The sequence below is a fragment of the Streptomyces sp. NPDC043996 genome (assembly GCF_056435225.1).
In genome coordinates, this window is the sequence record NZ_JBWKEY010000002.1 from 118,555 (window position 1) to 144,712 (window position 26,158).

The 26,158-nt window shown below is 73.3% G+C and carries 22 protein-coding genes and 1 pseudogene; 16 read left to right on the plus strand and 7 right to left on the minus strand.

What is annotated here, in order from left to right; all coding sequences use genetic code 11:
- Positions 1-70: 70 nt before the first annotated feature.
- Positions 71-856, minus strand: a complete 786-nt coding sequence (locus AC07A4_RS05190; RefSeq protein ID WP_478593186.1) for a VOC family protein — start codon at positions 854-856, stop codon at positions 71-73.
- Positions 857-1,206: 350 nt separating this feature from the next.
- Here AC07A4_RS05190 and AC07A4_RS05195 point away from each other — a divergent pair, with 350 nt between their 5' ends.
- Positions 1,207-2,430, plus strand: coding sequence for a glycoside hydrolase family 64 protein (locus AC07A4_RS05195; RefSeq protein ID WP_478593189.1), 1,224 nt, complete (start codon positions 1,207-1,209; stop codon positions 2,428-2,430).
- A 159-nt stretch (positions 2,431-2,589) separates the two neighbouring features.
- Here the strand turns inward: AC07A4_RS05195 and AC07A4_RS05200 are convergent, their stop codons facing one another.
- Both AC07A4_RS05200 and AC07A4_RS05205 read right to left on the minus strand, forming a co-directional pair.
- A complete protein-coding gene (locus tag AC07A4_RS05200; protein WP_478593192.1) occupies positions 2,590-3,618 on the minus strand; it encodes a LacI family DNA-binding transcriptional regulator in 1,029 nt (342 codons plus the stop codon).
- 301 nt (positions 3,619-3,919) lie between these two features.
- A complete protein-coding gene (locus tag AC07A4_RS05205; protein ID WP_478593194.1) occupies positions 3,920-4,948 on the minus strand; it encodes a multicopper oxidase domain-containing protein in 1,029 nt (342 codons plus the stop codon).
- Between the two features lie 266 nt (positions 4,949-5,214).
- Between AC07A4_RS05205 and AC07A4_RS05210 the strand changes: the two genes are divergently transcribed.
- Together AC07A4_RS05210 and AC07A4_RS05215 are read left to right on the plus strand one after the other, a co-directional pair.
- Entirely contained in the window at positions 5,215-7,764 is a 2,550-nt protein-coding gene (locus AC07A4_RS05210) for a ThuA domain-containing protein (RefSeq protein WP_478593197.1), read from the plus strand.
- Positions 7,761-9,968: an OmpL47-type beta-barrel domain-containing protein gene (locus AC07A4_RS05215; RefSeq protein WP_478593200.1), complete on the plus strand. Its 2,208-nt coding sequence runs from the start codon at positions 7,761-7,763 to the stop codon at positions 9,966-9,968. The genes AC07A4_RS05210 and AC07A4_RS05215 overlap by 4 nt, the downstream gene beginning before the upstream one ends.
- 30 nt (positions 9,969-9,998) lie before the next feature.
- Here the strand turns inward: AC07A4_RS05215 and ligD are convergent, their stop codons facing one another.
- A complete protein-coding gene (gene ligD / locus AC07A4_RS05220) occupies positions 9,999-11,021 on the minus strand; it encodes a non-homologous end-joining DNA ligase (RefSeq protein ID WP_478593203.1) in 1,023 nt (340 codons plus the stop codon).
- A gap of 75 nt (positions 11,022-11,096) precedes the next feature.
- Between ligD and AC07A4_RS05225 the strand changes: the two genes are divergently transcribed.
- From AC07A4_RS05225 to AC07A4_RS05235, 3 genes are all read left to right on the plus strand, one after another.
- Positions 11,097-12,170, plus strand: coding sequence for an ATP-dependent DNA ligase (locus tag AC07A4_RS05225; RefSeq protein WP_478593205.1), 1,074 nt, complete (start codon positions 11,097-11,099; stop codon positions 12,168-12,170).
- Positions 12,171-12,334: 164 nt separating this feature from the next.
- Positions 12,335-14,122: a hydroxysqualene dehydroxylase gene (locus AC07A4_RS05230; RefSeq protein WP_478593208.1), complete on the plus strand. Its 1,788-nt coding sequence runs from the start codon at positions 12,335-12,337 to the stop codon at positions 14,120-14,122.
- 102 nt (positions 14,123-14,224) lie between these two features.
- A complete protein-coding gene (locus AC07A4_RS05235) occupies positions 14,225-15,187 on the plus strand; it encodes a DUF3048 domain-containing protein (protein ID WP_478593210.1) in 963 nt (320 codons plus the stop codon).
- Between the two features lie 13 nt (positions 15,188-15,200).
- On the opposite strand, the gene AC07A4_RS05240 is transcribed toward AC07A4_RS05235, so the two are convergent.
- Positions 15,201-15,662, minus strand: coding sequence for a MarR family winged helix-turn-helix transcriptional regulator (locus AC07A4_RS05240; RefSeq protein WP_478593213.1), 462 nt, complete (start codon positions 15,660-15,662; stop codon positions 15,201-15,203).
- Between the two features lie 163 nt (positions 15,663-15,825).
- Between AC07A4_RS05240 and AC07A4_RS05245 the strand changes: the two genes are divergently transcribed.
- From AC07A4_RS05245 to AC07A4_RS05270, 6 genes and pseudogenes are all read left to right on the plus strand, one after another.
- Positions 15,826-16,581: a CoA transferase subunit A gene (locus AC07A4_RS05245; RefSeq protein WP_478593215.1), complete on the plus strand. Its 756-nt coding sequence runs from the start codon at positions 15,826-15,828 to the stop codon at positions 16,579-16,581.
- Positions 16,581-17,252 (plus strand): 3-oxoacid CoA-transferase subunit B, encoded by a 672-nt coding sequence (locus AC07A4_RS05250; RefSeq protein ID WP_478593217.1) that lies wholly within the window; start codon positions 16,581-16,583, stop codon positions 17,250-17,252. Before AC07A4_RS05245 ends, AC07A4_RS05250 begins: the two co-directional genes overlap by 1 nt.
- Positions 17,249-18,046 carry a protocatechuate 3,4-dioxygenase subunit beta gene (gene pcaH / locus AC07A4_RS05255; RefSeq protein WP_478593219.1) on the plus strand — a complete coding sequence of 266 codons (798 nt, stop codon included), beginning with the start codon at positions 17,249-17,251 and terminating at the stop codon, positions 18,044-18,046. The genes AC07A4_RS05250 and pcaH overlap by 4 nt, the downstream gene beginning before the upstream one ends.
- Positions 18,043-18,633, plus strand: coding sequence for a protocatechuate 3,4-dioxygenase subunit alpha (pcaG, locus tag AC07A4_RS05260; protein ID WP_478593221.1), 591 nt, complete (start codon positions 18,043-18,045; stop codon positions 18,631-18,633). Before pcaH ends, pcaG begins: the two co-directional genes overlap by 4 nt.
- Entirely contained in the window at positions 18,630-20,009 is a 1,380-nt protein-coding gene (pcaB, locus tag AC07A4_RS05265; RefSeq protein ID WP_478593224.1) for a 3-carboxy-cis,cis-muconate cycloisomerase, read from the plus strand. Before pcaG ends, pcaB begins: the two co-directional genes overlap by 4 nt.
- Positions 20,006-20,761 (plus strand): annotated as a pseudogene (locus AC07A4_RS05270) (alpha/beta fold hydrolase); the annotation flags it as partial. The gene pcaB and the pseudogene AC07A4_RS05270, both read left to right, overlap by 4 nt.
- Here the strand turns inward: AC07A4_RS05270 and AC07A4_RS05275 are convergent.
- Both AC07A4_RS05275 and AC07A4_RS05280 read right to left on the minus strand, forming a co-directional pair.
- A complete protein-coding gene (locus tag AC07A4_RS05275; protein WP_478593227.1) occupies positions 20,756-21,682 on the minus strand; it encodes an SDR family oxidoreductase in 927 nt (308 codons plus the stop codon). The pseudogene AC07A4_RS05270 and the gene AC07A4_RS05275 overlap by 6 nt on opposite strands.
- Before the next feature lie 59 nt (positions 21,683-21,741).
- Positions 21,742-22,506: an SDR family oxidoreductase gene (locus AC07A4_RS05280; RefSeq protein WP_478593230.1), complete on the minus strand. Its 765-nt coding sequence runs from the start codon at positions 22,504-22,506 to the stop codon at positions 21,742-21,744.
- Positions 22,507-22,577: 71 nt separating this feature from the next.
- Here AC07A4_RS05280 and AC07A4_RS05285 point away from each other — a divergent pair, with 71 nt between their 5' ends.
- The 4 genes from AC07A4_RS05285 to AC07A4_RS05300 are packed head-to-tail and all read left to right on the plus strand — an operon-like array spanning position 22,578 to position 26,068.
- Positions 22,578-23,357, plus strand: a complete 780-nt coding sequence (locus AC07A4_RS05285) for an enoyl-CoA hydratase family protein (protein WP_478593232.1) — start codon at positions 22,578-22,580, stop codon at positions 23,355-23,357.
- Position 23,358: 1 nt separating this feature from the next.
- On the plus strand, positions 23,359-24,234 hold the full coding sequence (locus tag AC07A4_RS05290; RefSeq protein ID WP_478593234.1) for a CoA transferase subunit A: 876 nt from the start codon (positions 23,359-23,361) through the stop codon (positions 24,232-24,234).
- Positions 24,231-24,995 carry a CoA-transferase subunit beta gene (locus AC07A4_RS05295; protein WP_478593237.1) on the plus strand — a complete coding sequence of 255 codons (765 nt, stop codon included), beginning with the start codon at positions 24,231-24,233 and terminating at the stop codon, positions 24,993-24,995. The genes AC07A4_RS05290 and AC07A4_RS05295 overlap by 4 nt, the downstream gene beginning before the upstream one ends.
- A gap of 11 nt (positions 24,996-25,006) precedes the next feature.
- The gene (locus tag AC07A4_RS05300; RefSeq protein ID WP_478594348.1) at positions 25,007-26,068 is read left to right on the plus strand and encodes an NAD(P)H-dependent flavin oxidoreductase; all 1,062 of its coding nucleotides are present in this window, start codon (positions 25,007-25,009) and stop codon (positions 26,066-26,068) included.
- Positions 26,069-26,158: the final 90 nt, after the last annotated feature.

Genomic DNA, 26,158 nt, shown 5'->3' on the forward strand with positions numbered 1-26,158 from the left:
GCCCGGCGCGGACAGGGTTCGCCGAACGTGGCGTGTCGCGCCCGTTCCTCTCCGTCAGGAATCGGCTCCCTCAGGAGTCGGCGGGCCGCATCAACGCGAAGCGCGCCCCGTACGGATCGGCGAGCTTGGCGAACGAGCCGACGCCCTTGAGGTCGATGCGCTCGGCCCGGACCGTGCCGCCGGTGGTGCGGGCCTTCTCCACCACCGCGTCGATGTCCCCCACTTGGAAGTACGGCATCCAGGAGGGCCCCGCTTCCCGCTCGACGGGGTCCTCGTCCAGCGGCCACAGACCGCCGAACATGTCGTCCTCCGTGCCCGCGCCCGGATACGCCATCGTGTAGGAGCCGCCCTCGAAGGGCTGCGCCGTGGTCCGCCAGTCGAAGACCGTGCCGTAGAAGGCCGCGGCCGCCACGATGTCCGGGGCGTACAGCTCGGTCCACACCAGGCTGCCGGGGGCGTTCACCAGGTCGAGTCCCGTGTTCCGGCCGGGCTGCCAGACCGAGAAGGCGGCGCCGCCGGGGTCGGTGAAGCCCGCCATCCGGCCGAGGTCCGTGATGTCCACGGGCTCCCAGGTGGTGCTTCCGCCCGCCTGCTCGACGTGCCGGGCGGTGGCGTCCGCGTCCGGCGTGCGGAAGTACACCGACCAGGCCGGGGCGCCCATCTCCGGGGTGAGCGTCATCCCGCCCGCGACGGTCTTGCCGTCGATCTTGAACGTGCCGTACCCGCCGAGATCCTCGCCGCCGCGCTCGAAGTCCCAGCCGAAGAGGCCTCGGTAGAACCGCGCGGCGCCGTCCATGTCCGTCGTGCCCAGGTCGACCCAGATCGGGGATCCGGTGGCATAGCGAGTGCTGATCATGATCGACTCCTTCGTCGCATCGCTGTCATCGCATGCGTCGCATCGCTCGTCCGTCCCTGCCGAGTCTGGCACCGGGCACTGACAATCCGCGCGCGGCGCTTGCCTCCCCTCACACCGCGTCACCACGACCCGGCGTCCAAGGCCGACTTCCCGTCACCCTCCGCCATCGTTCCACCATCACCTTGTGAAGCCATACAAGATTCTGAGAGCGCTCTCAGTCACAACTCTTGACGCCTCGTTTTCACGGCGGCGACAGTGGGGGCACCTCGAGGCACCACCGCGCACCCGGGCCGCGCTCCTGCCCCACTCCTGCCCCACTCCCCCCACGGTTCCAGCCAGGAGAGATTTCCGTGATATCGCGCAGAGTGTTCCTGACGTCGTCCGCCGTCGCCGCGGGCGCCCTGACCTACCCCGCCTGGGGCGGCGCGCTCAGCCCACGGGCCCACGCGGCCCCCGCCACCTGCGAGCTCGCCCTGCGGAACAAGTCCCTGCCGGGCCAGGTGCGCGCGTACGTGACCGGGCACGAGTCCGGCACCGGCCGCTGGCTGCTCCTCAGGCCGGGCGGCGGGGTCTACCGCCCCGACTCGCCCTCCGCTCCGGGGACGCCGCTGCCGGTCGACTGCGCCATCCCGCTGGGCGCGGCCGGTTCAGCGCCCACCGTACTGACGCTTCCTCAGATGTACGGCGCCCGAGTCTACTTCGTGCGCGACGACAGGCTGGACTTCTTCCTCAACCCGGGTCCCGCGCTCGTCGAGCCCGCGTTCGCCACTCCGGCGGATCCGAACTACGGCCGCACGTGGTCGTTCTGCGAGTTCACCTTCAACAGCACCCAGCTGTACGCGAACATCAGCTACGTCGACCTGGTCACCGCGCTGCCCATCGGACTGACCCTGGAGGGCGACGCCACGCACACCGTCGCGCCGCTCCCCGACGGCGCCGTCGACAGGATCGCCGCGGACCTGGTGGCGCAGGCGGGCCGGGACGGGCAGCCGTGGGACAAGCTGGTGATCCGCGGCGGCGGCCGCGTCCTGAGGGTCGTGTCCCCGCAGAACGTCATGGCCCCGTACTTCGACCGCCCCGAGCGGATGCCGTTCCGCGACGTGTGGACCGCGTACGTGGACCAGGTCTGGGAGAAGTACCGCGGCACGGACCTGCGCATCGACCTCCAGGGCGGGCGCGGCGCGCGCGTGGGCCGGGTCAGCGGGAACGTCCTCACCTTCGAGGGCGGCCACACCTTCGCCAAGCCCGCGTCGCGGGACGTCTTTACGTGCGACCACGGGCCGTTCGCCAACAACCCGGGCGACCCCGACGACAAGAAGGCGATCCTCGCCCGGCTCGCCGCCGGGTTCAACCGGAGCCTCATGCTCACCCACCCCTCCCAGCCGAACGGCACCAGCGCCGCCGACTACTACCGGGGCCCCGTCACCAACCACTGGGCGCGCGTGGTGCACGCCAACTCCCCCATCGGCTACGCCTTCCCGTACGACGACGTACGCCCCGACGGCCAGCCAGACGTCTCAGGAGCCGCACACGACGCCAACCCACGACGGTTCACGGTGTCCGTAGGGGCGTAATCGGCCCGCAAGCGCGAGATTCAGCCCGTCCGGCGTTTGAGGACGAGGCGCGAAGCGCCAATGCTTTTCAGGGGTGCCAGGGGGCGGAGCCCCATGGTTCGGGGAGGGGCGCCCGCGCGCGGAGCGCGCTAATGGACACAGCGGGGCGCCCCGCGAGGGCTAGGCCGAGCGCCGCCGCACCAGCTCCGTAGGCAGCACCACCCGCTCCGCCCCCTCCTCCACCACCGCCCCGGCACCCCGCCCCCGCAACAGCATCGCCGCCATCAACCGCCCCATCTCCTCGATGTCCTGCCGCACCGTCGTCAGCGGCGGATCGGCCTGCTCGGCCACGGGCAGCATGTCGTCGAAGCCGACCACGGCGACGTCGTCGGGAACCCGGCGCCCGCGGGCGCGCAGCACCCGCAGCGCCCCCGCCGCCGACAGGTCGTTCGCGGCGAACACGGCGTCGACGTCGGGGCAGCGGTCGAGCAGCTGCCGCATGGCGTGCTCGCCGCCCGCGGGAGTGAAGTCGCCCTCGGCGACCAGGCGCGGCTGCCCCGAGGGCAGCGCCTCGCGGAAGCCGTCGAGGCGGTCGACCGCCGACGTCTGGTCGAGCGCGCCGGTGATGTGCGCGACGCGGGTGCGGCCGAGCCCGGTCAGATGCCGCACGGCCGCCCGCGCGCCGCCCCGGTTGTCGCAGTCGACGTACCGCACGCTGTCCTCGCCGCCCGCCCAGCCGGGACGGCCGCCGAACACCGTGGGCACGCCGGCGCCGTGGATGATCCCGGGCAGCGGGTCGTCCAGGTGGAGCGAGAAGACGAGCGCGCCGTCGACGTGGCCGCCGGACAGATAGCGGCCCACGCGCGCGTGGTCGGCGCGCCCCTCCGTGAGCAGCAGCACCAGCTGGACGTCACGGGCCGTCAGCTCCTTGCTGATGCCGCGCAGTTGGAGCGCGAAGAACGGGTCGGCGAACACCCTGGTCTCGGGCTCGGCGATGACGACGGCGACGGCGTCGTGGCGCCGGGTGACGAGGCTGCGCGCGGCCCGGTTGGGCACGTACCCGAGCTCCTCCACCGCCCGTCTGACCCGCGCCACGAGGGCCTCGCGCACCCCTGGCTCGCCGTTCACGACCCGCGACACGGTCGCCCGCGACACCCCGGCCCGCGCGGCCACGGCCTCCAGGGTCGGACGCGCCACTGCCTCGCTCACCTAGGGACTCCTCCTGGGCCGGGATCACTTGACGGACCGGCACACCTCCTCCGGCCACCAGAGGGCTATCAGCTCATCGGCCCGGCTGTCGAGCGCTCCCCAGCGAAACGGCGCGGACCCGGCGCCCACGCGCGGGGCGTCGCGCGGACCGCATGGCGCGCGCCCGGTCACCACACCCAACCGACTAGAACGAACGCTCTATTTAGGCGCATGCTATCCAGGCCAGGGGCATCGACCCGGCCCCTTCCCACCACGGGCCCGCGCCGCGCACGGCCCGACGGACGGTTCCGGCCGGACCCCCCTAGTGGTGAGCCCGGCCCGCGCCCGCCCCCTCATCAGCCGTCTCAGCCTTCCCGGCGTTCCCGGCCTTCTTATGGGGATGGTGCGGCTCATAGTCCGGAATCGTGCCGTCCGGCTTCTTCACCAGGAACAGGCCCACCATCCCCATGTCGGAGTGGCTCTGGACGTGGCAGTGGTACATCCACGCCCCGGCACCCACCCCCTCCCCGGCGATCACCTGGAACCCGAACGAGTCGCCCGGTCCGGTGATCTTGTCGTCGAGGATCTGACTCGGGTCGTCGGGGCCGGTCAGCATGCCGGTGCGGTTGTCGGCCCAGCGGTGACCGTGGATGTGGAACGTGTGGTAGTACTCGCCGTGCGTGATCGACACGAACTCCACGCGGTCGCCCACCGTGGCCTCGAAGTGGGGTCCGGAGTGCGCGGGCTTGTTGTTGATCATCATGTCGTTGAAGACGACGACGCACGTCTGGTCGGGCAGGATGTCGCCCTTGCGGCGGACGATCACCGCTCCGTACAGGCCCTTGCGCAGCCCGCCCGTGCCGTGGTCCGTGCCCACCACGTGGTCGTGGTAGTGCCAGTACCCGGCGGTGCCCGGCCGCCAGGTGCCGTCCTTGCGGCGGCCCGGGGCGTGCGTGCGCCAGGTGTACGTGCGCTTCCTGCCCGGCGCCACATCGGACTTGGTGTGCTTGGTGCCGTCGCTGGAGATCTCGTAGTCCATGCCGTGGACATGCAGGCTGACGGCGGCGTCGGTGAGGTTCTCGAAGTCGATGTGCAGCGTGTCGCCCTCGTTGAGCTCGATCAGCGGGCCGGGGACGGAGGCCTTGCCCTTCTCCAGGCCGTAGCCCAACTGCCCGTCGGGCAGCTTCTCGGCGTACATCGTGATGCGGCGCACCTCGCCGCCCGCCGGGGCCGTCCGGGGCGGGTTCTCGGCCGGTGCCGCCTCGGAGGCCATCACCGACAACGATGTCGCCCCGGTCGCGACCACCGCCCCGCCCACCAGCATCCGTCGGTTGAAATTCCGTCTGTCCATGCCGAACTCCCCCACTGCGGTACGGAAATTGACACTGCGTACGGTCACGGCCGGGGCGCGCGAGGCACCGGATTCCGGCCACACCGTAGCGGCAGGACCCCGGTTTATCCACACTGAGGACAAAGTTCGAGTGAAGTGACGTCATAGCTCTTGGCTAGCCGTCGAAAGAGGGCTAGCTTCATCGGCGCTGTTGCTAAAGAGGGCTAGCTTCTCCGACGCAGTTGTTGTAGTGCCGTAGCCGTGACCTCCGAGGGGTGGGTGTACTCATGCGGCTGACCCCGCGTCAAACACCCCCAGCTGTACGTTGGTTGGGGAGATCCAGAGCGAGATCCACACGTCGTGCGTGGGCCGCGGCCCTGGCCGCGGGAGCCGTCGCCACCGGCGTCCTCTCCGGCCCCGCCGCGAGCGCGCGCCCCTATCCCGAACCGACGCCGACCGGGGCGGAGGCGTTCAAGACAACGATGTCGCGAGCGCTGCCCTCCCCGCCGGGCACGGCGAACGTCCGTGTCCTGGTCTTCTACGGCTCGGCGGCGCCCGGCGACGAGCCGCCGGCGGTGAACGCCGCCATCGCCGCGATCGAGAGGATCGGCCAGTCCGGCCCGGCCGCCCAGCGGTTCACCGTGACGGCCACCGACGACCCGGCGGTGTTCACCGACGCGAAGAAGCTGGGCCGGTTCAACGCGGTGACGTTCGTGACCGGCGGCGGTGACGTCCTCGACGCCGAGCAGGAGGCGGGCCTTGAGGCCTATATGGAGGTCGGCGGCGGCTTCCTCGGCCTGCACGACGCGGCCCGCGCCGAGCCGTACTCCAGCTGGTTCACCGGGCTCATCGGCGCCCGTCCCAAGGACGAGGCCCCGCCCCGCGTGCAGCGCGCGACCGTCGAGGTCGGCGACCGGCAGAGCCCGGCCACCAAGGAACTGCCGCTGGAGTGGAAGCGCCCCGACAGGTGGCTCAACTGGGAGACCAACCCCTCGGGCGCCGTGCACACCCTGGCGCGGGTGCGCGAGTCGACGTACCAGCCGGGCACGGGCGCGAACGGCTGGGACCATCCGGTCTCGTGGTGCCGTGACTACGACGGCGGCCGGTCCTTCTACACCGGCATGGGCGGCACGGCCGACGCGTACGACGAGACGGACTTCCGGACGCACCTGCGCGGCGCGCTGCTGTGGACGACGCGTCTGGTGCGCGCCGACTGCAAGGCGGCCATCACCGCGAACTACCAGGCGGAGCGCCTGACCCAGCCCAACAAGCCCGGCCAGAACGACCAGATCGGCGAGCCGCACGGCCTGGTGACGGCTCCCGACGGCAAAGTCTTCTACATCGGCCGCGGCGGCGCCGACTCCTCCAAGACCGTGGTCACCGACTGGAACAACCCGGACGTCGGCAAGGGCCGGGGCGAGATCCACGTCTACGACCCGAAGACCCGGCAGGTGACGCTCGCGGGCGCGGTGAGCGTCTTCGGCAACAAGGGCGGCGGCGGTGAGCTGATCAAGAACGAGGAGGGCCTGCTCGGCATCGAGCTCGACCCGCGGTTCGAGACCAACGGCTGGGTGTACCTGCACTACACGCCGCACTCCCGGATCGACCGCGACACGCGCATGGGCGAGCGGTACGTCTCCCGCTTCACGTACGACAAGGCGACCGGCAAGCTCGCCATGGACAGCGAGAAGGTGCTGCTGAAGTGGCCGGTGCAGATCCACAGTTGCTGCCACGCGGGCGGCGGGATGTCCTGGGACTCCAAGGGCAACCTGTACATCGCGACCGGTGACAACAATTCGTCCGGCTTCAGCGAAGGCTACTCGGGCAACAACCCGCAGCCGAACTTCAAGGGCGTCTCCTTCGCCGACGCCCGCCGCACCTCGGGCAACACCAACAACCTCAACGGCAAGATCCTGCGCGTCCACCCCGAGCCCGACGGCACGTACACGCTGCCCGAGGGCAACCTCTTCACCGGCAAGGAGCCGGACGAGGGCGGCGGCAAGACGCGCGGCGAGATCTATGTGATGGGCGTGAGGAACCCGGCCCGCATCTTCGTCGACAAGAAGAACGACACCCTGTACGCCGGGTGGGTCGGCCCGGACGCCGGGCAGCCCTCGACGACGTGGGGCCCGGCGAAGTACGACACGTTCGCCGCGATCACGCACGCCTCCAACCGCGGCTGGCCGTACTGCATGGGCAACAACCAGCCCTACCGCGACCGCAATCTGCCCGACCCGAGCAAGCCGCTCGGCTGGTACGACTGCGAGAACCTGCGCAACGAGTCCCCCAACAACGACGGCCTGGTGAAGATCCCGCCCGCCGAGCCCAACACCATCTGGTACTCCCCGCAGGGCGGCGGCATCGACTACCCGCGCGACGCCAGCGGCGTCCCCAGCTACAAGACGGAGGAGCAGAAGCAGCTCCTGCCCTGGCTCAAGGGCGGCGGCCAGGCGACGATGAACGGCCCCGTCTACCGCTACGACGCCGCGAGCACCAGCGCGGTCAAGTGGCCCGCGTACTGGGACGGCAAGTGGTTCGTCGGCGACTTCTACGACGGCGACCAGCCGCGGCACGCGGTGCTCACCGACCCGAAGACGGTCGGCAAGGGCGGTCTGCCGGTGCACGCCGAGTCCCTGCGCAAGATCATTCCGGTGGGCTCCGACCGCATCAAGAACCTCATGGACTGGAAGTTCGCCCCGGACGGGTCGCTGTACGTCCTCGACTACGGGCGCGGCTTCTTCACCTCGGACGCCAAGTCGGCGCTGTGGCGCGTGACGTACACCGGCGGCGAGGCGACCCCGGCCGCGGGCGACCTGGCCAGGAAGGCGGCACGATGAGATCCGCTCGGACGCGGGCGCGCCCGCCGAGACTCTGGGCCGCGCTGCTCGCCGCGCTCGCGCTCGTGGCCGGGCTCACCTCGGCGGCGACGGCCCGCCCTGACGGGCCGCGCGTACAGCAGCAGGTCCTCACCTGGACCGCGGACAACGACATCAGCGCGTACAAGTCCGCGCCGACGACGGCGGTCGCGGGCGCCACGACGATCGTCTTCGAGAACAGCGTGGCCACCGGCAACACCACCGGCATGCCGCACACGCTGACGTTCGACGTCTCCGACCCGGAGTACAACAACGACGTCCCGCTGAACATCCTCGCCAACCCCGGCGACGAGAAGGGCGGCAAGTGGACCGCCGAGGTCACCCTCAAGCCCGGCCGCTACCGCTACTACTGCACGATCCCCGGCCACGGGGCCATGCAGGGCATCCTCGTGGTGACTGACGGCGGGGGCACGGACACGACGGCTCCGGAGACCAAGGCGAAGGTCGACGGGGCGACGAACGGCGACGGCGCGTACGTCGGCGCGGCGACGGTGACGGTGACCGCGACCGACGACGGCTCGGGCGTCGACAGGGTCGAGTACGCGCTCGGGGCGGACGGCGCGTGGCAGCCGTACACCGCTCCGGTGGTCGTGAACACCGTCGGCACGCATAAGGTCCGCTATCGGGCCTTCGACAAGGCGGGCAACGTGGCGGCGGAGAAGGCCGTCGACTTCACGGTCGTCGCGCCGCCGACGGACGACAGGACGCCGCCGGAGACCTCGGCGACGGTCAGCGGCGAGCAGAACGGCTCGGGGCAGTACCTCGGCATGGCGACGGTCACGGTGACGGCGTCGGACGCGGGCTCGGGCCTGAACAAGGTCGAGTACGCGCTCGGTGACGGCGCCTGGCAGGCGTACACCGCGCCGGTGATGGTGCACGCGGTCGGCAGCCACAAGGTGCGCTACCGCGCCTTCGACAAGGCGGGGAACGTGGCGCCGGAGAAGGCGGTCGAGTTCACCGTGGTCGCGCCGCCGCAGGAGGACAGGACGCCGCCGGAGACCTCGGCGAAGGTCGAGGGCGACAGGAACTCCGACGGCGCCTACATCGGCCGGGCGAAGGTGACGGTGACCGCCACCGACGCCGGGTCGGGCGTCGACAAGGTCGAGTACTCCCTCGACGGCGGCCCGTACGTGGCGTACTCCGCACCGGTGGTCGTCGACCGCGTCGGACGGCACACCGTGGCGTACCGGGCGAGCGACAAGGCGGGCAACACCGCCCCCGCGAAGTCGGTGGCGTTCACCGTCGACGAGGGCGGCGGCGTGCCGGGGCCCAACTGCCCGGAGTTCGACGAGCGGTTGACGGTGTTCGTGGGCACGGTCGACACGGGCATCCCGAACCGGGTCACCAACAACCGCTGCCGGATCGGCGAGCTGATCGAGGACGAGAAGGACTGGTCGTCGCACGCGCTGTTCCTCAAGCACGTGAAGACCGTCACGGACCGCCTGAAGCGGGCGGGCGAGATCGACCAGCGCGAGTACGACAAGATCAACAAGGCGGCCAAGGAGTCCGGCATCGGCAAGCCCGGCCAGACCGAGGGCTACCGTCACCTCTTCGACGGCAGCCAGAAGTCCTTCGCCAAGTGGAGCCACGTGGGCGGCGGTTCGTTCGGCCTGAACGCCGAAGGCTCGATGACCTCGGGCACCACCAAGGGCGGCCTCGGCATGCTGTGGTTCCCCGAGCGCAGGTACGGCGACTTCTCGCTGAAGCTCCAGTGGCGGGACGACGCGCCCGGCTCCGGCAACGCCAACTCCGGTGTCTTCGTGCGCTTCCCGCAGGTCCACGACCATCCAGAGGAGTCGCGTCCGGAGTGGGTCGCCATCAAGTACGGCCATGAGGTGCAGGTGCTCGACCGCCCGGACGGCGACATGTACAAGACCGGGTCCCTCTACGGCTTCGACCGCGTCGGCCTCGCGGGCGCGGGCGTGACGCCCAAGGGCACCTGGAACGACTACGAGATCCGCGTGGTCGACCAGCACTACTCGGTGTACCGCAACGGCGTCCTGATCAACGAGTTCGAGAACGGCGGCGGCCAGGTCTTCGAGCCGCCGCGCGGCGACGACCCGGGCACGGACGGGCGCCGCTTCGCCTCCGGCTACGTGGGCCTCCAGGTCCACGGGGTCACGGACGTGGTGTCGTACCGGGACATCCGGATCAAGGAGCTGTAGTCACCGCTCCCGGTACGGTCCGGGGCGGGTTCAGGCGTCGTCGTGCTTCGCGCGGCTCGGCTGGACCCGCTTCGGCTCGCCCGGCATCTTCGGGTACTCCGGCGGGTACGGCAGGTCGCCGAGGCCGTGGTCGTGCTCGTCGCGGTCGGCCTGTTCGAGCAGGCCCTCCAGGGAGAAGGCGTGCTCGTCCATGTCCTGGTGTACGTCGCCGACCTCGGCGAAGCGCCCGGGCATGGTGGCGAGGTCGAAGTCGGCGGGCACGGCGTCGTCGATCTCATCCCAGCGCAGCGGCGCGGAGACGGGGGCGCCCGGGCGGGCGCGCACGGAGTAGGCGGAGGCGATGGTGCGGTCGCGGGCGGTCTGGTTGAAGTCGACGAAGATCCGCTCGCCGCGCTCCTCCTTCCACCAGGCGGTCGTCACCGCGTTCGGAAGGCGCCGCTCCAGCTCGCGCCCGCAGGCGATGGCGGCCCTGCGCACCTCGACGAACGTCCAGCGCGGCGCGATCGGCACGAAGACGTGCAGGCCGCGCCCGCCGGAGGTCTTGGGCCAGCCGCGCAGGCCGAACTCCGCGAGGACGGCGCGCAGTTCATGGGCGGCGCGGACGGCGTCGGCGTAGTCGGTGCCGGGCTGCGGATCGAGGTCGAGGCGCAGCTCGTCGGGGTGGTCGGGGTCGGCGCGGCGCACGGGCCAGGGGTGGAAGGTGAGCGTGCCGTACTGGGCGGCCCAGACGACGGCGGCGACCTCGGTGGGGCAGATCTCGTCGGCGGTGCGGCCGCTGGGGAAGGTGATGGTGCCGGTCGGAATCCAGTCGGGGAGGTTCTTCGGCGCGCGCTTCTGGTAGAAGGACTCGCCGGTGACGCCCTCCGGGTAGCGCTCCAGGGTGGTGGGGCGGTCGCGCAGCGCCCGCACGATCCCGGCCCCGACGGCGATGAAGTACTCCGCCAGGTCCCGCTTGGTGAAGCCGCGCTCGGGGAACAGCACCCGGTCCGGGCTGGAGAGCCGCACCGTCCGCTCTCCGGCCGTCAGCTCCACCGCCGCGCCCGCGCCTGCCATGCGAGCCACGCTAGACGCCGGGGGGCAAACGCGCATACCGGGCGATTTCCCCCACTCCGGAGCAGAATCGGGATCATGGATCTGCCGGTGATGCCGCCCGTGAAGCCCATGCTCGCCAAGTCCGTGGCGAGGATCCCGCCGGGCATGCAGTACGAGGCCAAGTGGGACGGCTTCCGCGCGATCGTCTTCCGCGACGGCCCGGAGGTGGAGATCGGCAGCCGGGGCACGAAGTCCCTGACCCGCTACTTCCCCGAGCTGGTCGAGGCGCTGCGGGAGCGCCTGCCGCAGCGGTGCGTCCTGGACGGCGAGATCGTCCTCGCGCGCGGCGGGCGCCTGGACTTCGACGCCCTCACCGAGCGCATCCACCCGGCGGACTCGCGGGTGCGGCTGCTCGCCGAGCGCACCCCGGTGTCGTACGTCGCCTTCGACGTGCTCGCCCTCTTCGACGAGGCCCTGTGGGACCTCCCGCTGCGCGACCGGCGCCGCCTGCTCGCCAAGGCGCTCGAAGGCGTGCGGGCACCGGTGCACCTGGCGCCCGCGACCCTCGACGAGGAGGTGGCCCGGGAGTGGTTCGAGCGGTACGAGGGGGCCGGGCTCGACGGGGTGATCGCCAAGCCGCTCGACCTGCGCTACCGCCAGAACGAACGCCTGATGTACAAGATCAAGCACGAGCGCACGGCGGACTGCGTGGTCGCGGGCCTGCGTGAGCACAAGAGCGGCCCGGTGGTGGGCTCGCTGCTGCTCGGCCTGTACGACGACGCGGGTATCCTCCAGCACGTCGGGGTGTGCGCGGCGTTCTCGATGAAGCGCCGCGCGGAGCTCATGGAGGAGCTCGCGCCGCTGCGCATGGACTCCGCCGCCGGGCACCCCTGGGCCGCCTGGGCCGACGAGGCGGCCCATGAGAGCGCGCGCCTGCCCGGGTCCGTGAACCGCTGGACCGGCAAGAAGGACCTCACCTGGGTGCCGCTGCGGCCGGAGCGGGTGTGCGAGGTGGCGTACGACCACATGGAGAACGGGGCGCGGTTCCGCCACACGGCCCAGTTCCGTGCCTGGCGCCCCGACCGCGACCCCGCGTCGTGCACGTACGCCCAGCTGGAGGAACCGGCGGGCTACGACCTGGCGGAGGTCCTTGGCTCGGCGCCGACGTAAGGGCGCGGCGCCAGCACCCCCGCCCGTGCCGCGCGCCGGGCACGGGGAGCACCCGGCCCCCACAGGCGTTTTCCCGCCAAGCTCACCCCACCGCTTCCACCGGCCCCCAGCCGCCCCTAAGCTCCGCCCCCGACAACCGTTACCACCGGTAAGGGGGGCGTTCCATGGGACACCCGCAGGCGTCAGGAAGCACCCGCAGGGCCTTCGTGGCCCGCTCGGCGACGGTCGGCGGCGCGGCCGCGCTCGGCCTCGGCGTCGCCCTGCCGGACGCGGCCCACGCGGCGCCCCGGGCGAGACAGTCCGTGGCGGTGCTCGGCGGCGGCGTGGCCGGTCTCACCGCCGCCCACGAACTGGCCGAGCGGGGCTTCGCCGTCACCGTCTACGAGCGCCGCGCGCTCGGCGGCAAGGCCCGCAGCTACGACGTGCCCGACAGCGCGAAGGGCACCCGCAGGCCGCTCCCCGGCGAGCACGGCTTCCGCTTCATCCCGGGGATCTACCACAACCTGCCGGACACGATGCGCCGCATCCCCTTCCCCGGGAACGCGCACGGCGTCTGGGACAACCTCGTGGCGCCCCCGGAGATGAGCTTCGCCCGCAGCGGCGGCCGCGAGGACATCCGCCTGCCGATCCCCGGCCGGGACGGCGAACCGGCCGACCTCTCCCCCGAGGACGTCGCCCGCGCGCTCACCGCGTTCCTGGACACCGCGTTCAGCATCCCCGCGCGCGAGATCGCGTACTTCGTGAACCGCGCGCTCGTCTTCCTCACCAGCTGCGCCGAACGCCGGGACGACCACTGGGAGGCCACGCCGTGGTGGGACTTCGTACGCGCCAAGGACATGAGCTACGACTACCAGCGCATCCTCGCGATCGGCGTGACCCTCAACATCGTGGCGACGAAGGCCGAGGTGGCCAGCACCCGCACGGTCGGCACGCTCGGCGAGGCCTTCGTGTTCAACGCGCTCGGCCGGGGCGCCGACGGCCCGCCCGACCGCATCCTCAACGCGCCCACCAACGAGGCCTGGATCGACCCGTGGGTGACGCATCTGAAGGCGCTCGGCGTGGAGTTCCGCGTCGGCTGGACGGTGCGGGAGGTGGCGTACGACGGCGGACGCGTCTCCAAGACGGTGGTCGAGGACCCGCAGGGCGTCCGGCGGGACGTCACCGCCGACCACTACGTGCAGGCCATGCCGGTGGAGCACGCCCGCAGGACGTGGAGCGCCGCGCTGCGGGCCGCCGATCCGCAGCTGGCGCGCTGCGACAAGCTGCACACGGACTGGATGACGGGCATCCAGTTCTATCTCACCGAGCGCCCGAAGATCGTGGACGGGCACTTCAACTGCGTCGACTCGCCCTGGTCCCTGACGGGCATCGCGCAGGCCGGGCACTGGAAGGGCCGCGACTTCCCCGCCGACTACGGCGACGGCACCGTCGTGGACTGTCTGTCGGTGGACATCTCCGAGTGGGACAAGCCGGGCATCCTCTACGGCAAGACGGCCAAGAAGTGCACGCGCGAGGAAGTGGCGCGCGAGGTGTGGGCGCAGCTGAAGGCCCATCTCAACGACACCGGCAAGCAGGTCCTCACGGACGGCAAGCTGCACTCCTGGTACCTCGACCCGGGGGTCAGCGGCACCGGAGGACCGAACCCGACGAACGAGGACGAGCTCCTGATCCACCCGGTGGGCACCCTGCACAACCGCCCGTCGGCCGCGACCAGGATCCCCAACTTCTTCCTGGCGGGCGACTACGTCTCCGTGGACATCGACCTGGCCACCATGGAGGGCGCCAACGCGGCCGCGCGCCAGGCGGTGAACGCCCTGCTCGACCGGGCGGGGTCGGACGCGAAGCGGTGTGCGGTGAAACCGCTGTACCGGGCCCCGGAGATCGAGCTGCTCAAGCGCGCCGACCGCGCCCGCTACCGGCTCGGCCTGCCGAACGCCTTCGATCTGGGCTGAGGGCTGGGCTGAGGGCTGAGCTGAGAGCTGAGCTGCGTCCCGGGCCGCGTCCCGAGCCGCGTCCCGGGCTGAGAAGGCGCCGGATCGGGGTAGATCCTTCGCATGGGACAGCGCACACGTGTCAGTGGGCCGACGGCGCGCACGCGGCGGGCGGTGATCGCGGTCGCGGCGGTCACCGTGCTCGCCGCGCTCGCCCTCGCCTGCACGCTCCAGGAACGAGGGCCGGACGACAGGCCGCCGGGCGGGGACGGCGGCCGGGTGCTCGCGGTGAAGGTCGACAACGTGGGCCCGGCCCGCCCGCAGACCGGCCTGGAGGCGGCGGACGTCGTCTACGTGGAGCGGGTGGAAGCCGGGCTGAGCCGCCTGATGGCCGTGTACGCGCGCCGTCTCCCGCCGGTGGTCGGCCCGGTGCGCAGCGCCCGCGAGACCGACCTGGAGCTCCTGCGCCAGTTCGACCGCCCGGCGCTCGCGTTCTCCGGGGCGCAGTCCAAGCTGCTCCCGCTGATCGACGCGGCCCCGCTGCGCCCGCTGCCGCCGGGCGCGGCCCCCGGCAGGGCGTACTACCGAAGCGGCGACAGGCCCGCGCCGCACAACCTCTATCTGCGCCCCAGCGCCCTAGGCGCCCGGGTGACGGCGAAGGGACTGGAGAGCACGGGCTTGAAGTTCGGGCCGCGCCCGGCGGGCGGCACGCCCACGACCCGCGAGACGGTGCGCTTCCCTTCCGCGCGGTTCACCTTCACCTGGGTCGAGTACGAGGGACGCTGGCACATCGCGATGGACGGGCGCCCGGCGCGGACCGCGTCCGGCGACGCGCTGAGCGCGGCCACGGTCGTGGAGCAGCGCGTCGACATCCGCGACTCGCGCTTCCACGACCGCTCGGGCAACCCCTCCCCCTTCAGCCGCACGGTGGGCTCGGGCACGGCGCGGGTGCTGCGGGACGGCCGGGCGTACGAGGCGCGCTGGCGGCGGCCGTCCGCGCAGGACGGCACGGAGTTCACGACCCCGAAGGGCGCGCCCCTGGCGTTCGCGGACGGCCCGGTGTGGGTGGTGTTCACCCAGGCCTGAGGCGCGGCGGTGGTCAGGGCGCCAAGGGCTCGGGCAGCGGGTCGCGCAGCAGTTCGGCGGCGTCCGCGACCCGCTGGGCGAGGCCGAGGAACTGGGCCTGCTCCTCGGGGGTCAACGGGGCCAGGAATACGCGGTTCATCCGGGCCGTGCGCACCGTCAGCTTGCGGTGCGCGCGCCTGCCGTCGGCCGTGAGGCGCAGCAGGGCGCGGCGGCCGTCCTGCGGGTCGCGGACCTTGTCGACGAGGCCGCGGCGGCTGAGCCTGCTGACGACCTCGGCGACGGTGGAGCGGTCGAGGCCCACGCGCGCGCCCACCCCGCGCTGGTCCAGGCCCGGGTCGCCGACCAGGGCGTTCAGGACCGCGAACTGGGGCGAGGTGGTCTCCTCGGACACCATCGTGGTCCACAACAGATGGTGTGCCTGCTGGAGCCTGCGGGCGAGATGCCCTGGATGGCTGGTCAGATCCACCGCGGCCATAACTGCTCCCCCGCTCCCAAGACGGTATGTGCACTGAACAATACCTGCCCAGAGGGGACCTTGACGATGCCGCGCAGCAGTGGCAGCGTGAAAAGGAGTTCAAGGGAACGACTCACCCCAATAGTCAGTGTGCTGATTAATGCGCGGAGATGAGGCTGCCCGGATGGACAAGGTGGTCGCCACGGCCGACCAGGCGGTGGCCGACGTCGGCAGCGGCGCCTCCCTGGCGGTGGGGGGCTTCGGCCTCAGCGGTGTGCCGAGCGCCCTGATCGCCGCCCTGCACCGGCGGGGCGTCGGGGAGCTGCGCGTGGTGTCGAACAACTGCGGCGCCCTCGGCACGGGGCTCGCGGTCCTGCTCGCCGCGGGCCGCATCGCCCGCGTGACGGGGTCGTACATCGGCGCCAACCGGGAGTTCGCGCGCCAGTACCTGGCGGGCGACCTTGAGGTGGAGCTGATTCCGCAGGGCACCCTCGCCGAGCGGCTGCGCGCGGGCGGCTGCGGCATCCCGGCCTTCTACACCCCGGCCGGGGTGGGCACGCAGGTCGCCGAGGGCGGACTGCCGTGGCGCTACGACGGCGACGGCGGCGTAGTGGTGGCCTCGCCGCCCAAGGAGGTACGGGAGTTCGAGGGCGTCCCGCACGTCCTGGAGCACGGCATCCGCACCGACTTCGCGCTGGTGCGCGCCGCGCGCGGGGACCGCCACGGCAATCTGGTGTTCGCCAAGGCGAGCCGGAACTTCAACCCCCTGGCCGCGATGGCCGGAAGGGTCGCGGTCGCGGAGGTGGAGGAGCTGGTGGAGCCCGGCGCCATCGACCCGGACGCGGTGCATCTGCCCGGCGTCTTCGTGCAGCGGGTCGTCGCGCTCAGCCCGGACGAGGCGGCCGCCAAGGGCATCGAGAAGCGGACGGTGAGCGGCTGATGGCGTGGACCCGTGCGGAGATCGCCGCCCGCGCCGCGCGCGAGCTGCGGGACGGCCAGTACGTCAACTTGGGCATCGGCCTGCCGACGCTCATCCCCGGCTTCCTGCGGCCGGACGTGGAGGTGGTCGTCCAGTCCGAGAACGGCGTCCTCGGCGTCGGCCCGTACCCCACGGCCGACGCGGTGGACCCGGACCTGATCAACGCGGGCAAGGAGACGGTGACGGCGCGGCCCGGGGCGGCGTACTTCGACTCGGCGCTGTCCTTCGGCATGATCCGCGGCGGGCACGTCGACGTGGCGGTCCTCGGCGCGATGCAGGTCTCCGCGCGCGGGGACCTCGCCAACTGGGCGGTCCCCGGCAGGCTCGTCACCGGCATCGGCGGGGCCATGGACCTGGTGCACGGCGCCCGCCGGGTCATCGTGACGATGGCGCACACCACCAAGGACGGCTCGCCCAAGCTCGTTGAGGAGTGCGACCTGCCGCTCACCGGCAGGCGCTGTGTGCACCGCGTCATCACGGACCTCGGCGTGTTCGACGTCGGCGAGGACGGCCTGGAGCTCGCCGAGCGCGCGCCGGGCGTCACGACGGCCGAGGTCGTCGCCCGGACGGCGGCGAGCGTCCGCGTTCCGGACGCCCCACAGCACGAACCAGGGAGGACAAGACGGACATGAGTCCCCATCCGCCGCCCGACGCCCCGCACCGGGGCCGCGCGGGCACCGCACGGCACACCCCCGGCGGCCGCTCCCCCGGCGCCGCGCCCCACGCGCGGGCCGCCGGCCAGGAGCCGGGCGCGCCCTTCGCCGTCCCGCCCTACCACGGCGCCCTGCTCCGCCACCCGCACCACCCCGCCGTGCCCGTCCTCGATCCGGAGGCCGTGGAGCTGACGGGCCCGGTCTTCGGCGCCACGGACGTCACCGCCCTCGACCGGGATCTGACGGCCCAGCACGCGGGCGAGCCGCTCGGCGAGCGCATCGTGGTGTCCGGTCGTGTGACGGACCGTCACGGCAGGCCGTCGCGGGGGCAGCTGGTGGAGCTGTGGCAGGCCAACGCCTCCGGGCGGTACGCGCACCGGATCGACCGGCACCCGGCGCCGCTGGACCCGAACTTCACCGGCTTCGGCCGCTGTCTGACCGACGACGACGGCGTGTACGCGTTCACGACCGTACGGCCCGGCGCCTACCCCTGGCGCAACCACCACAACGCCTGGCGCCCCGCCCATCTGCACTTCTCCCTGTTCGGTACGGCGTTCGCACAGCGCCTGGTGACGCAGATGTACTTCCCCGGCGACCCGCTGCTCGGGTACGACCCCGTGCTGCACTCGGTGCCCGACGACACGGCGCGGGCCCGGCTCGTGGCCCGCTTCGACCCCGCGCTGACCCAGCCCGAGTGGGCGCTCGGCTACCGCTGGGACATCGTCCTCGACGGCCCGTCCGCCACGCCCTTCGAGGAAGGCGCACCGCGATGACCCCAACCCCGACCACCCCGATGCCGCCGATGCCCCGGCAGGCGCCCACCCCGTCCCAGACCATCGGCCCCTTCTACGGCTTCGCGCTGCCCGTCGCGGGCGGCGGCGAGGTCGCCCCGGCGGGCCACCCGGACACGATCACGCTGCACGGGTACGTGTACGACGGCGCGGGGAAGCCCGTCGCCGACGCGCTCGTCGAGACATGGCAGCCCGCGCCGGACGGCTCGCGCGCGGGCGCGCCGGGATCGCTGCGCCGGGACCCGGTGAGCGGGGCGGTGACCGGGCGCGACGGCGTCACGTTCACGGGCTTCGGCCGGGTCCCGACGGACGCGGACGGCCACTGGACGGTCCGCACCCTGGCACCGGGCGGCGTGCCGTACGTATGCCTGGCCGTGTTCGCGCGCGGTCTCCTCGCCCACCTGTACACGCGCGCGTACCTGCGGGACGACCAGGACGACGCGCTGCTCGGCTCGCTTCCCCCCGACCGCCGCGCCACGCTCCTGGCGCGCCCCGGGCCGGGGCACGTGCACCGCTTCGACATCCGGCTCCAGGGCGAGGACGAGACGGTCTTCCTGGAGTTCCCGTGAGCCCCGGCGCCCGGCGGCCCCGGGCCGCGCCCGACGCCGACGCCGACCGTGGGCTGCTGGCCCCGGGCCGCGCGGACGCGCCCGCCGAGCGCGCCACCGGCGACCGCGCGTTCCTCCAGGCGCTCCTGGACGCCGAGGCGGCCCTGACGCGGGCGCAGCACGCGGTGGGCATGGCGCCGCGCGCCGCCGCGCGCGCGGTCACGGACGCGGCCGTCGCGGACCGCTTCGACGCGCGCTCCCTGGCCGTCCGCGCGCGGGGCGGCGGCAACCCGGTGATCCCGCTGGTCGAGGACCTGACGGCGGCGGTGCCCGCGGAGGCGGCGCCCTATGTGCACCGGGGCGCCACCAGTCAGGACGTCCTGGACACGGCGGCCATGCTGGTGGCCGCGCGCACCCTGGACCTCATCCTCGGGGACCTGGCCCGCGCGGAACACGCGTGGGCCGAACTCGCCGCCGCGCACCGCGACACGCCGATGCCAGGCCGCACCCTGACCCAGCACGCGGCGCCCACGACCTTCGGCCTGAAGGCGGCGGGGTGGCGGTCCCTCGTCCTGGACGCGCGGGACCGCCTGGCCCGGGTGCGCGCCGCGCTGCCCGTCCAGCTCGGCGGCGCGGTGGGAACCCTCGCGGCGTTCGACGCGTACGGCGGCAGCGGCGCGGGCCTCAGGCTCATGGCCGCGTACGCCCGCGAACTGGCCCTGGCCGAGCCGGTCCTTCCCTGGCACACCCTGCGCACCCCGGTCGCCGACCTCGCCGGGACCCTCGCGTTCACCGCCACAGGGCTCGGCAAGGGCGCGGCGGACGTCCTCACGCTGTCCCGTACGGAGATCGCGGAAGTCACCGAAGGAGGGGCGGGCGGCCCCTGCGGAACCGGCGGCTCCTCGGCGCTGCCGCACAAGGCGAACCCGGTGCGCGCCACGCTCGTGGCCGCCGCGGCCCGCCGCGCCCCCGCCCTCGCCGCCACGCTGTACGCCTGTGTGGTGGCGGAGGACGAGCGCCCCTCGGGTGCCTGGCACGCGGAGTGGGAGGCGCTGCGCGACCTGCTGCGGCTCGTCGGGGGCGCGGCCCGCGACACCGCGGAGCTGGCCTCGGCGCTCCGGGTCCACGCCTCCGTGATGCGCGGGCATCTGCACCTCACCGGCGGGCTTATCGTCTCCGAGCAGCTGGTGGCGGAGCTGACACCGGCGCTCGGCCGCGCGCGGGCCAGGGCCCTGGTGACGGCGGCGGCCCGTGGTGTCCGCGAACACGGCGGCTCGCTCGCCGACGCCCTGGCCAAGGAGGGGCTCACGGACCCCGAGGCGCCCGCGCTCGCCGACCCCGCCCGCGCCACGGGATCGGCGGCGGCCCTCACCGACCGCGCCCTGGGGCGCGCGTGAGCCTCGGGCTGCACTGCCGTGCGGACGGCCCCGCCACCGCGCCGCCGCTGCTCCTCGGGCCCTCCCTCGGCACGTCCACCGCCCTGTGGGCCGCCGTGACGCCCCTGCTGTCCGGGGCGCACCGGGTGCTGCGCTGGGACCTGCCGGGCCACGGGGGCTCGCCGCCGGACCTACTCGCTCCCGGGGCGCGCGTCGCCGATCTCGCCGCGCTCGTCCTGGACCTCGCCGACCGGCTCGGCCTGGAGCAGTTCGCGTACGCGGGCGTGTCCCTGGGCGGGGCGGTGGGCCTGCACCTGGCGGTCCATCACCGCGCGCGTCTGACGCGGCTGGCCGTGGTGTGCTCCTCCGCCCGCTTCGGCGACCCGGAGGCCTGGCGCGACCGCGCCGCCCTGGTGCGCCGCGAGGGCCTCCGGGACCTGGCGCGCACCGCTCCCGGGCGGTGGTTCACGCCGGGGTTCACCGTGCCCCGCCTGGTGGCGGACCACCGGCGCGCCGACCCCGGGGCGTACGCGGCGTGCTGCGACGCGCTCGCCGCGTACGACCTCCGGCGGGAGCTGCCCGGGATCACCACGCCGACGGTGGTCGTCGCCGGGCGCGAGGACCTCGCGACGCCGCCCGCGCACGGGCGGGAGATCGCGGCGGCGGTGCCCCGCGCCCGGTACGTCGAGCTGCGGGACGCGGCCCATCTGGCTCCGGCGGAGCGCCCGGAGGCCGTCGCGCGAGCGCTCCTCGGTGGCGGCGACGGGTCAGCGTGAGCCGTACACCGGCTGGGGCGGCTCGGCCCTGGAGAGGAGCTTCAGGGCCGTCTCGCCCGCCTCCGCCGGGGTGAAGCGGGCGCCCTTGTCGGCGCTCGGTCCTGGACGCCAGCCCTCCATGACGGTGATGCGGCCCGCCTCCGCCTCGAAGACGCGGCCCGTGACCCCTGAGGAGGCCGGGGAGCCGAGCCAGACCACCAGGGGCGACACGTTCTGGGGAGCCATGGCGTCGAAACCGCCCTCTACGGGGGCGGCCATCGCCTGGGCGAAGGCGCGCTCGGTCATGCGGGTGCGGGCGGCGGGCGCGATGGCGTTCACGCGCACTCCGTAGGCGGCGAGTTCGGCGGCCGCGACCATCGTCAGACCGAGGATCCCGGCCTTGGCCGCGCTGTAGTTGCCCTGCCCGACGCTGCCCGCGAGGCCCGCCCCCGAACTGGTGTTGACCACGCACGCGTGCGGGGCGCGGCCCTCCTTGTGCGCGGCGCGCCAGTGCCTCGCGGCGTGCTTCAGGGGCAGGAAGTGTCCCTTCAGGTGCACGCGCAGGACGGCGTCCCAGTCGTCCTCGTCCAGGTTGATGAGCATGCGGTCGCGCAGGAACCCCGCGTTGTTCACGAGGGTGTCCAGGCGTCCGTACGTCTCCAAGGCGGCCTGGACGAGGGACGCGGCGCCCTCGGGGGTCGCGATGTCGCCGCAGTGGGCGACGGCGTCGCCGCCCGCCGCGCGGATCTCCTCGACGACGTCCTGCGCGGGCCCCCCGGACGCTCCCGCGCCGTCGGGCTCCACCCCCAGGTCGTTGACGACGACCCGGGCGCCTTCGGCGGCGTACGCGTGCGCGTGCGCGCGCCCTAGGCCGCGGCCCGCGCCGGTGACGATCACGACGCGGCCCGCGCAGATTCCGGGTTCGACGGCGGCGGTCATGCGGGAACTCCTTCGACGAGGGGCTGGGGTCGGGGCGGGGACGGCCGCGCGCGGGCGCGTCAGTGGTTCACCGGAGCGGCGTCCAGGAACGCCGGTCTCTCGCCGCCGCCGTGCACTTGGAGGGAGGCGCCGCTGATGTACCGCGCGGCGTCCGAGGCGAGGAAGACGCAGATGTCGGCGGCGTCCGAGGGGTCCGCGAGGCGGCCGAGCGGGACGGTGCGGGCCACCGCGGCGACCCCGTCTTCGTCGCCGTAGTGCAGATGGGCGCTCTCGGTGCGCACCAGGCCGAGGACCACGGTGTTCACGCGCACGCGTGGGGCCCATTCGACGGCCATGGTGCGGGCCAGGTTCTCCAGGCCCGCCTTGGCCGCGCCGTAGGCCCCGGAGCCGGGTGAGGGGCGGGTGCCGCTGACGCTGCCGATCATGATGATGGCGCCGCCCGACTCCTGACGGCACATCACCTCGCGGGCGGCCAGGGACGTGTACAGCGGCGCGAGCAGGTTCAGCTCGACGATCTTCGTCTGGCGGGCGGCCGTCGTCTCGGCGAGCAGGCCGAACGGCGTGCCGCCCGCGTTGTTCACGAGCACGTCGATCCGTCCGTGGTCGGCGGCGACCGCGCCGCAGAACCCCCGGGCCGCCTCGGCGTCGCGCAGGTCGACGGGCCGGAACTCCGCCGTGGCGCCCGGCACTTCGACGGGCGCCGCGGGCGGCCTGCGGGCGCAGATGACCACGCGCGCGCCGGTGGCCAGGAAGCCCCGTGCGATGCCCGCGCCCACGCCGCGGGTGCCGCCGGTGACCACGACCACCTGTCGATTGTCAGTCATCGCTGCTACCTTCCCGAGTAACTAACAAATGTTTGGTTGAAGGCGCTGGTTGAAAGGTAGCGGATCCGCTGATGCCTGTCTCCACTTCGCTCCCCGAGGAGGGCGTGGCCGTCGTCACGGTCGACCACGCCCCGGTCAACGCCCTTCCGGTACGGGGGTGGTTCGCCCTTGCGGACGCGGTGCGCGCGGCGGGCCGCGACCCCGGCGTGCGCTGCGTGGTCCTCGCTGCCGAGGGCCGCGGGTTCAACGCGGGCGTGGACATCAAGGAGCTGCGGCACGACCGGGACCACGGCGCGCTGCTCGGCGTGAACCACGGCTGCGCCGAGGCCTTCGCCGCGGTGTACGACTGCGCGGTGCCGGTCGTCGCGGCCGTGCAGGGCTTCTGCCTGGGCGGCGGCGTGGGCCTCGTCGGCAACGCGGACGTGGTCGTGGCGAGCGAGGACGCCACGTTCGGCCTGCCGGAGCTGGACCGCGGCGCGCTCGGCGCCGCCACGCACCTGGCCCGCCTGGTCCCCCAGCACCTGATGCGCGCGCTGTATTACACGGCGCGCACGGTCACCGCCGCCGAACTGCACGCGCACGGCTCGGTGTGGCGGGTGGTGCCGCGCGCGGAACTGCGGGCGGCGGCCCTGGAGCTGGCCCGCGAGATCGCCCGCAAGGACGGCACCCTGCTGCGCCTGGCGAAGGCCGCGATCAACGGCATCGACCCCGTGGACGTGCGCCGCAGCTACCGCTTCGAGCAGGGCTTCACCTTCGAGGCCAACCTGAGCGGCGCGACGGCCCGCGTCCGCGACGGCACGGAGGGGCCCGCCGCCGCCCCGGACACCTCAACGCGGGCCGAGGGGAGCTGACATGGCGTACGGGACAGGCGTACGGGACAAGACGATGACGCCCGAGCAGATCGTGGCCGGTCTGGCGAGCGGCATGACGCTCGGCATCGGCGGCTGGGGGTCGCGCCGCAAACCGATGGCCCTGGTGCGCGCCCTGCTGCGCTCGGACGTCACCGATCTGACGGTCGTGGCGTGCGGCGGCCCGGACGTCGGGCTGCTCGCCGCCGCCGGCAGGATCCGGGCGCTGGTCGCGCCGTTCGTGACGCTCGACTCCGTCCCCCTGGAGCCGCACTTCCGGGCGGCGCGCGAGCGCGGGGCGTTCGAACTGGTCGAGCTGGACGAGGCGATGTTCCTCACGGGCCTGACCGCGGGCGCCCAGCGCCTGCCGTTCCTGCCGGTCCGCGCGGGCCTCGGTTCGGACGTGCTGCGGGTCAACCCCCGGCTGCGCACGGTGCGGTCGCCGTACGAGGACGGCGAGGAGCTCGTCGCGGTCCCGGCCCTGCGCATGGACGCGGCCCTTGTGCATCTGAACCGGGCGGACCGCCTGGGCAACGGCCAGTATCTGGGCCCCGACCCGTACTTCGACGACCTGTTCTGCGAGGCCGCCGACACGGCGTACGTCTCGTGCGAGCGCCTCGTCGACTTCGCCAGCGCTCCCGCCCCCGCCCAGACCCTCCTTGTCTCCCGGCACAGCGTGACGGGCGTGACCGAGACCCCGGGGGGCGCGCACTTCACGTCGTGCGTCCCGGACTACGGCCGCGACGAGGCCTTCCAGAAGGAGTACGCGACCGCCGCCGCGGACACCGGGGCCTGGGCGGCGTTCCACGACCGCTTCCTGTCCGGCGGCGAGGAGGACTACCACCTGGCCGTCCAGGCCTGGCACAAGGAGCAGCGATGACGCGTGAGACGACGGCCACCCGCGCCGAGTACTGCGTGGTGGCCTGCGCCGAGGCCTGGCGCGGCGACGGCGAGATCCTGGCCTCGCCGATGGGCGCGATCCCCACCCTGGGCGCGCGCCTGGCGAAGCTGACGTTCGCCCCCGAGCTGCTGCTCACGGACGGCGAGGCGTTCCTGATGGGTGACGTGCCGGGCCTTGGTGAGCGCTCGACGGTGACGGAGGGCTGGCTTCCGTACCGCCGCCATCTGACGCTGGCGATGGGCGGCCGCCGCCACGTGATGATGGGCGCGAGCCAGATCGACCGCTTCGGCAATCAGAACATCAGCTGCGTGGGCGACTGGCGCAGGCCCACCCGGCAGCTCCTGTGCGTGCGCGGCGCCCCCGTGAACACGGTCAACCACCCGGTCAGTTACTGGATTCCGCGGCACTCCCGGCGGGTGTTCGTCGAGCGGGTCGACATGGTCAGCGGCGTCGGCCACGACCGCGCGGCCGCGGCGGGCCCCTCGGCGACCCGCTTCCACGAGCTGCGCCGCGTCGTGTCGGACCTGGGCGTCTTCGACTTCGCGACCCCCGACCGCACGATGCACCTGCGCTCTGCGCACCCGGGCGTGACACCGGACGAGATCCGCGAGGCCACCGCCTTCGACCTGACGGTCCCCGAGGACGCGGACCGCACGCGGGAGCCGACCGCGGCCGAACTCCGCCTGATCCGCGAGGTCCTGGACCCCACGGGGCTGCGCGAGGGCGAGGTCCGCCGATGACCGCGCCGCTCCTGGACACCGCGCTGACCCGTCTCGTCGGGATCCGCCACCCTCTCGTGCAGACCGGCATGGGCTGGGTCGCGGGCCCGCGCCTGGTGTCCGCGACGGCCAACGCGGGCGCGCTCGGCGTCCTCGCCTCGGCCACGATGACCCTGGACGGGCTGCGGGCGGCGATCCGGGAGGTGAAGGCGCGTACGGACGCCCCGTTCGGGGTGAACCTGCGCGCGGACGCGGGCGACGCGCGCGACCGCGTGCGGATCGTCGTCGACGAGGGCGTGCGGGTCGCGTCCTTCGCCCTGGCCCCCTCCGCGGCCCTGATCGCGGAGCTGAAGGCGGCCGGTGTCGTCGTGATCCCCTCCGTGGGGGCCCGGCGGCACGCGGAGAAGGTCGCGGCGTGGGGCGCGGACGCGGTCGTCGTCCAGGGCGGCGAGGGCGGCGGCCACACCGGTGACGTCGCCACGAGCGTCCTTGTGCCGCAGGTCGTGGACGCCGTGGACATCCCGGTGATCGCGGCGGGCGGCTTCCACGACGGCCGCGGCCTGGTCGCGGCGCTTGCCTACGGCGCGGCCGGGGTGGCCATGGGCACCCGCTTCCTCCTCACCTCGGACTCCCCCGTCCCGGACGCGGTGAAGGCCCGCTATCTGGCGGCGACGGTCAAGGACGTCACGGTCACCACGCGCGTGGACGGCCTCCCCCACCGGATGCTCCGCACGGATCTGGTGACGGCCCTGGAGCGCTCGGGCCGCGCCGCCTCCCTGCTGCGCGCCCTGCGGCACGCGGCGGCGTTCCGCCGCCTGTCGGGCCAGTCCTGGCCCCGCCTGGCCCGCGACGGCCGCGCCCTCAGACGCGCGGGGCACCTCACCTGGTCCCAGACGCTCCTGGCCGCGAACACCCCCCTGCTCCTCAAGTCCGCCATGGTCGACGGCGACCCCCACGGCGGCATCATGGCCGCGGGCCAGGTAGCGGGCGTCCTCACCGACGTCCCGTCCTGCGAGGAGCTGATCACCAGAATCATGAGAGAGGCCGAGACGACCCTCCATCACCTGAGGCTATTCAGCCCGTCCGGCGCTTGAGGACAAGCGCGCAAGCGCGGTGATCCAGCCCGTCCGGCGTTTGAGGACGAGCGCGCAGCGCGACGAATCAAGCCCGTCCGGCGTTTGAGG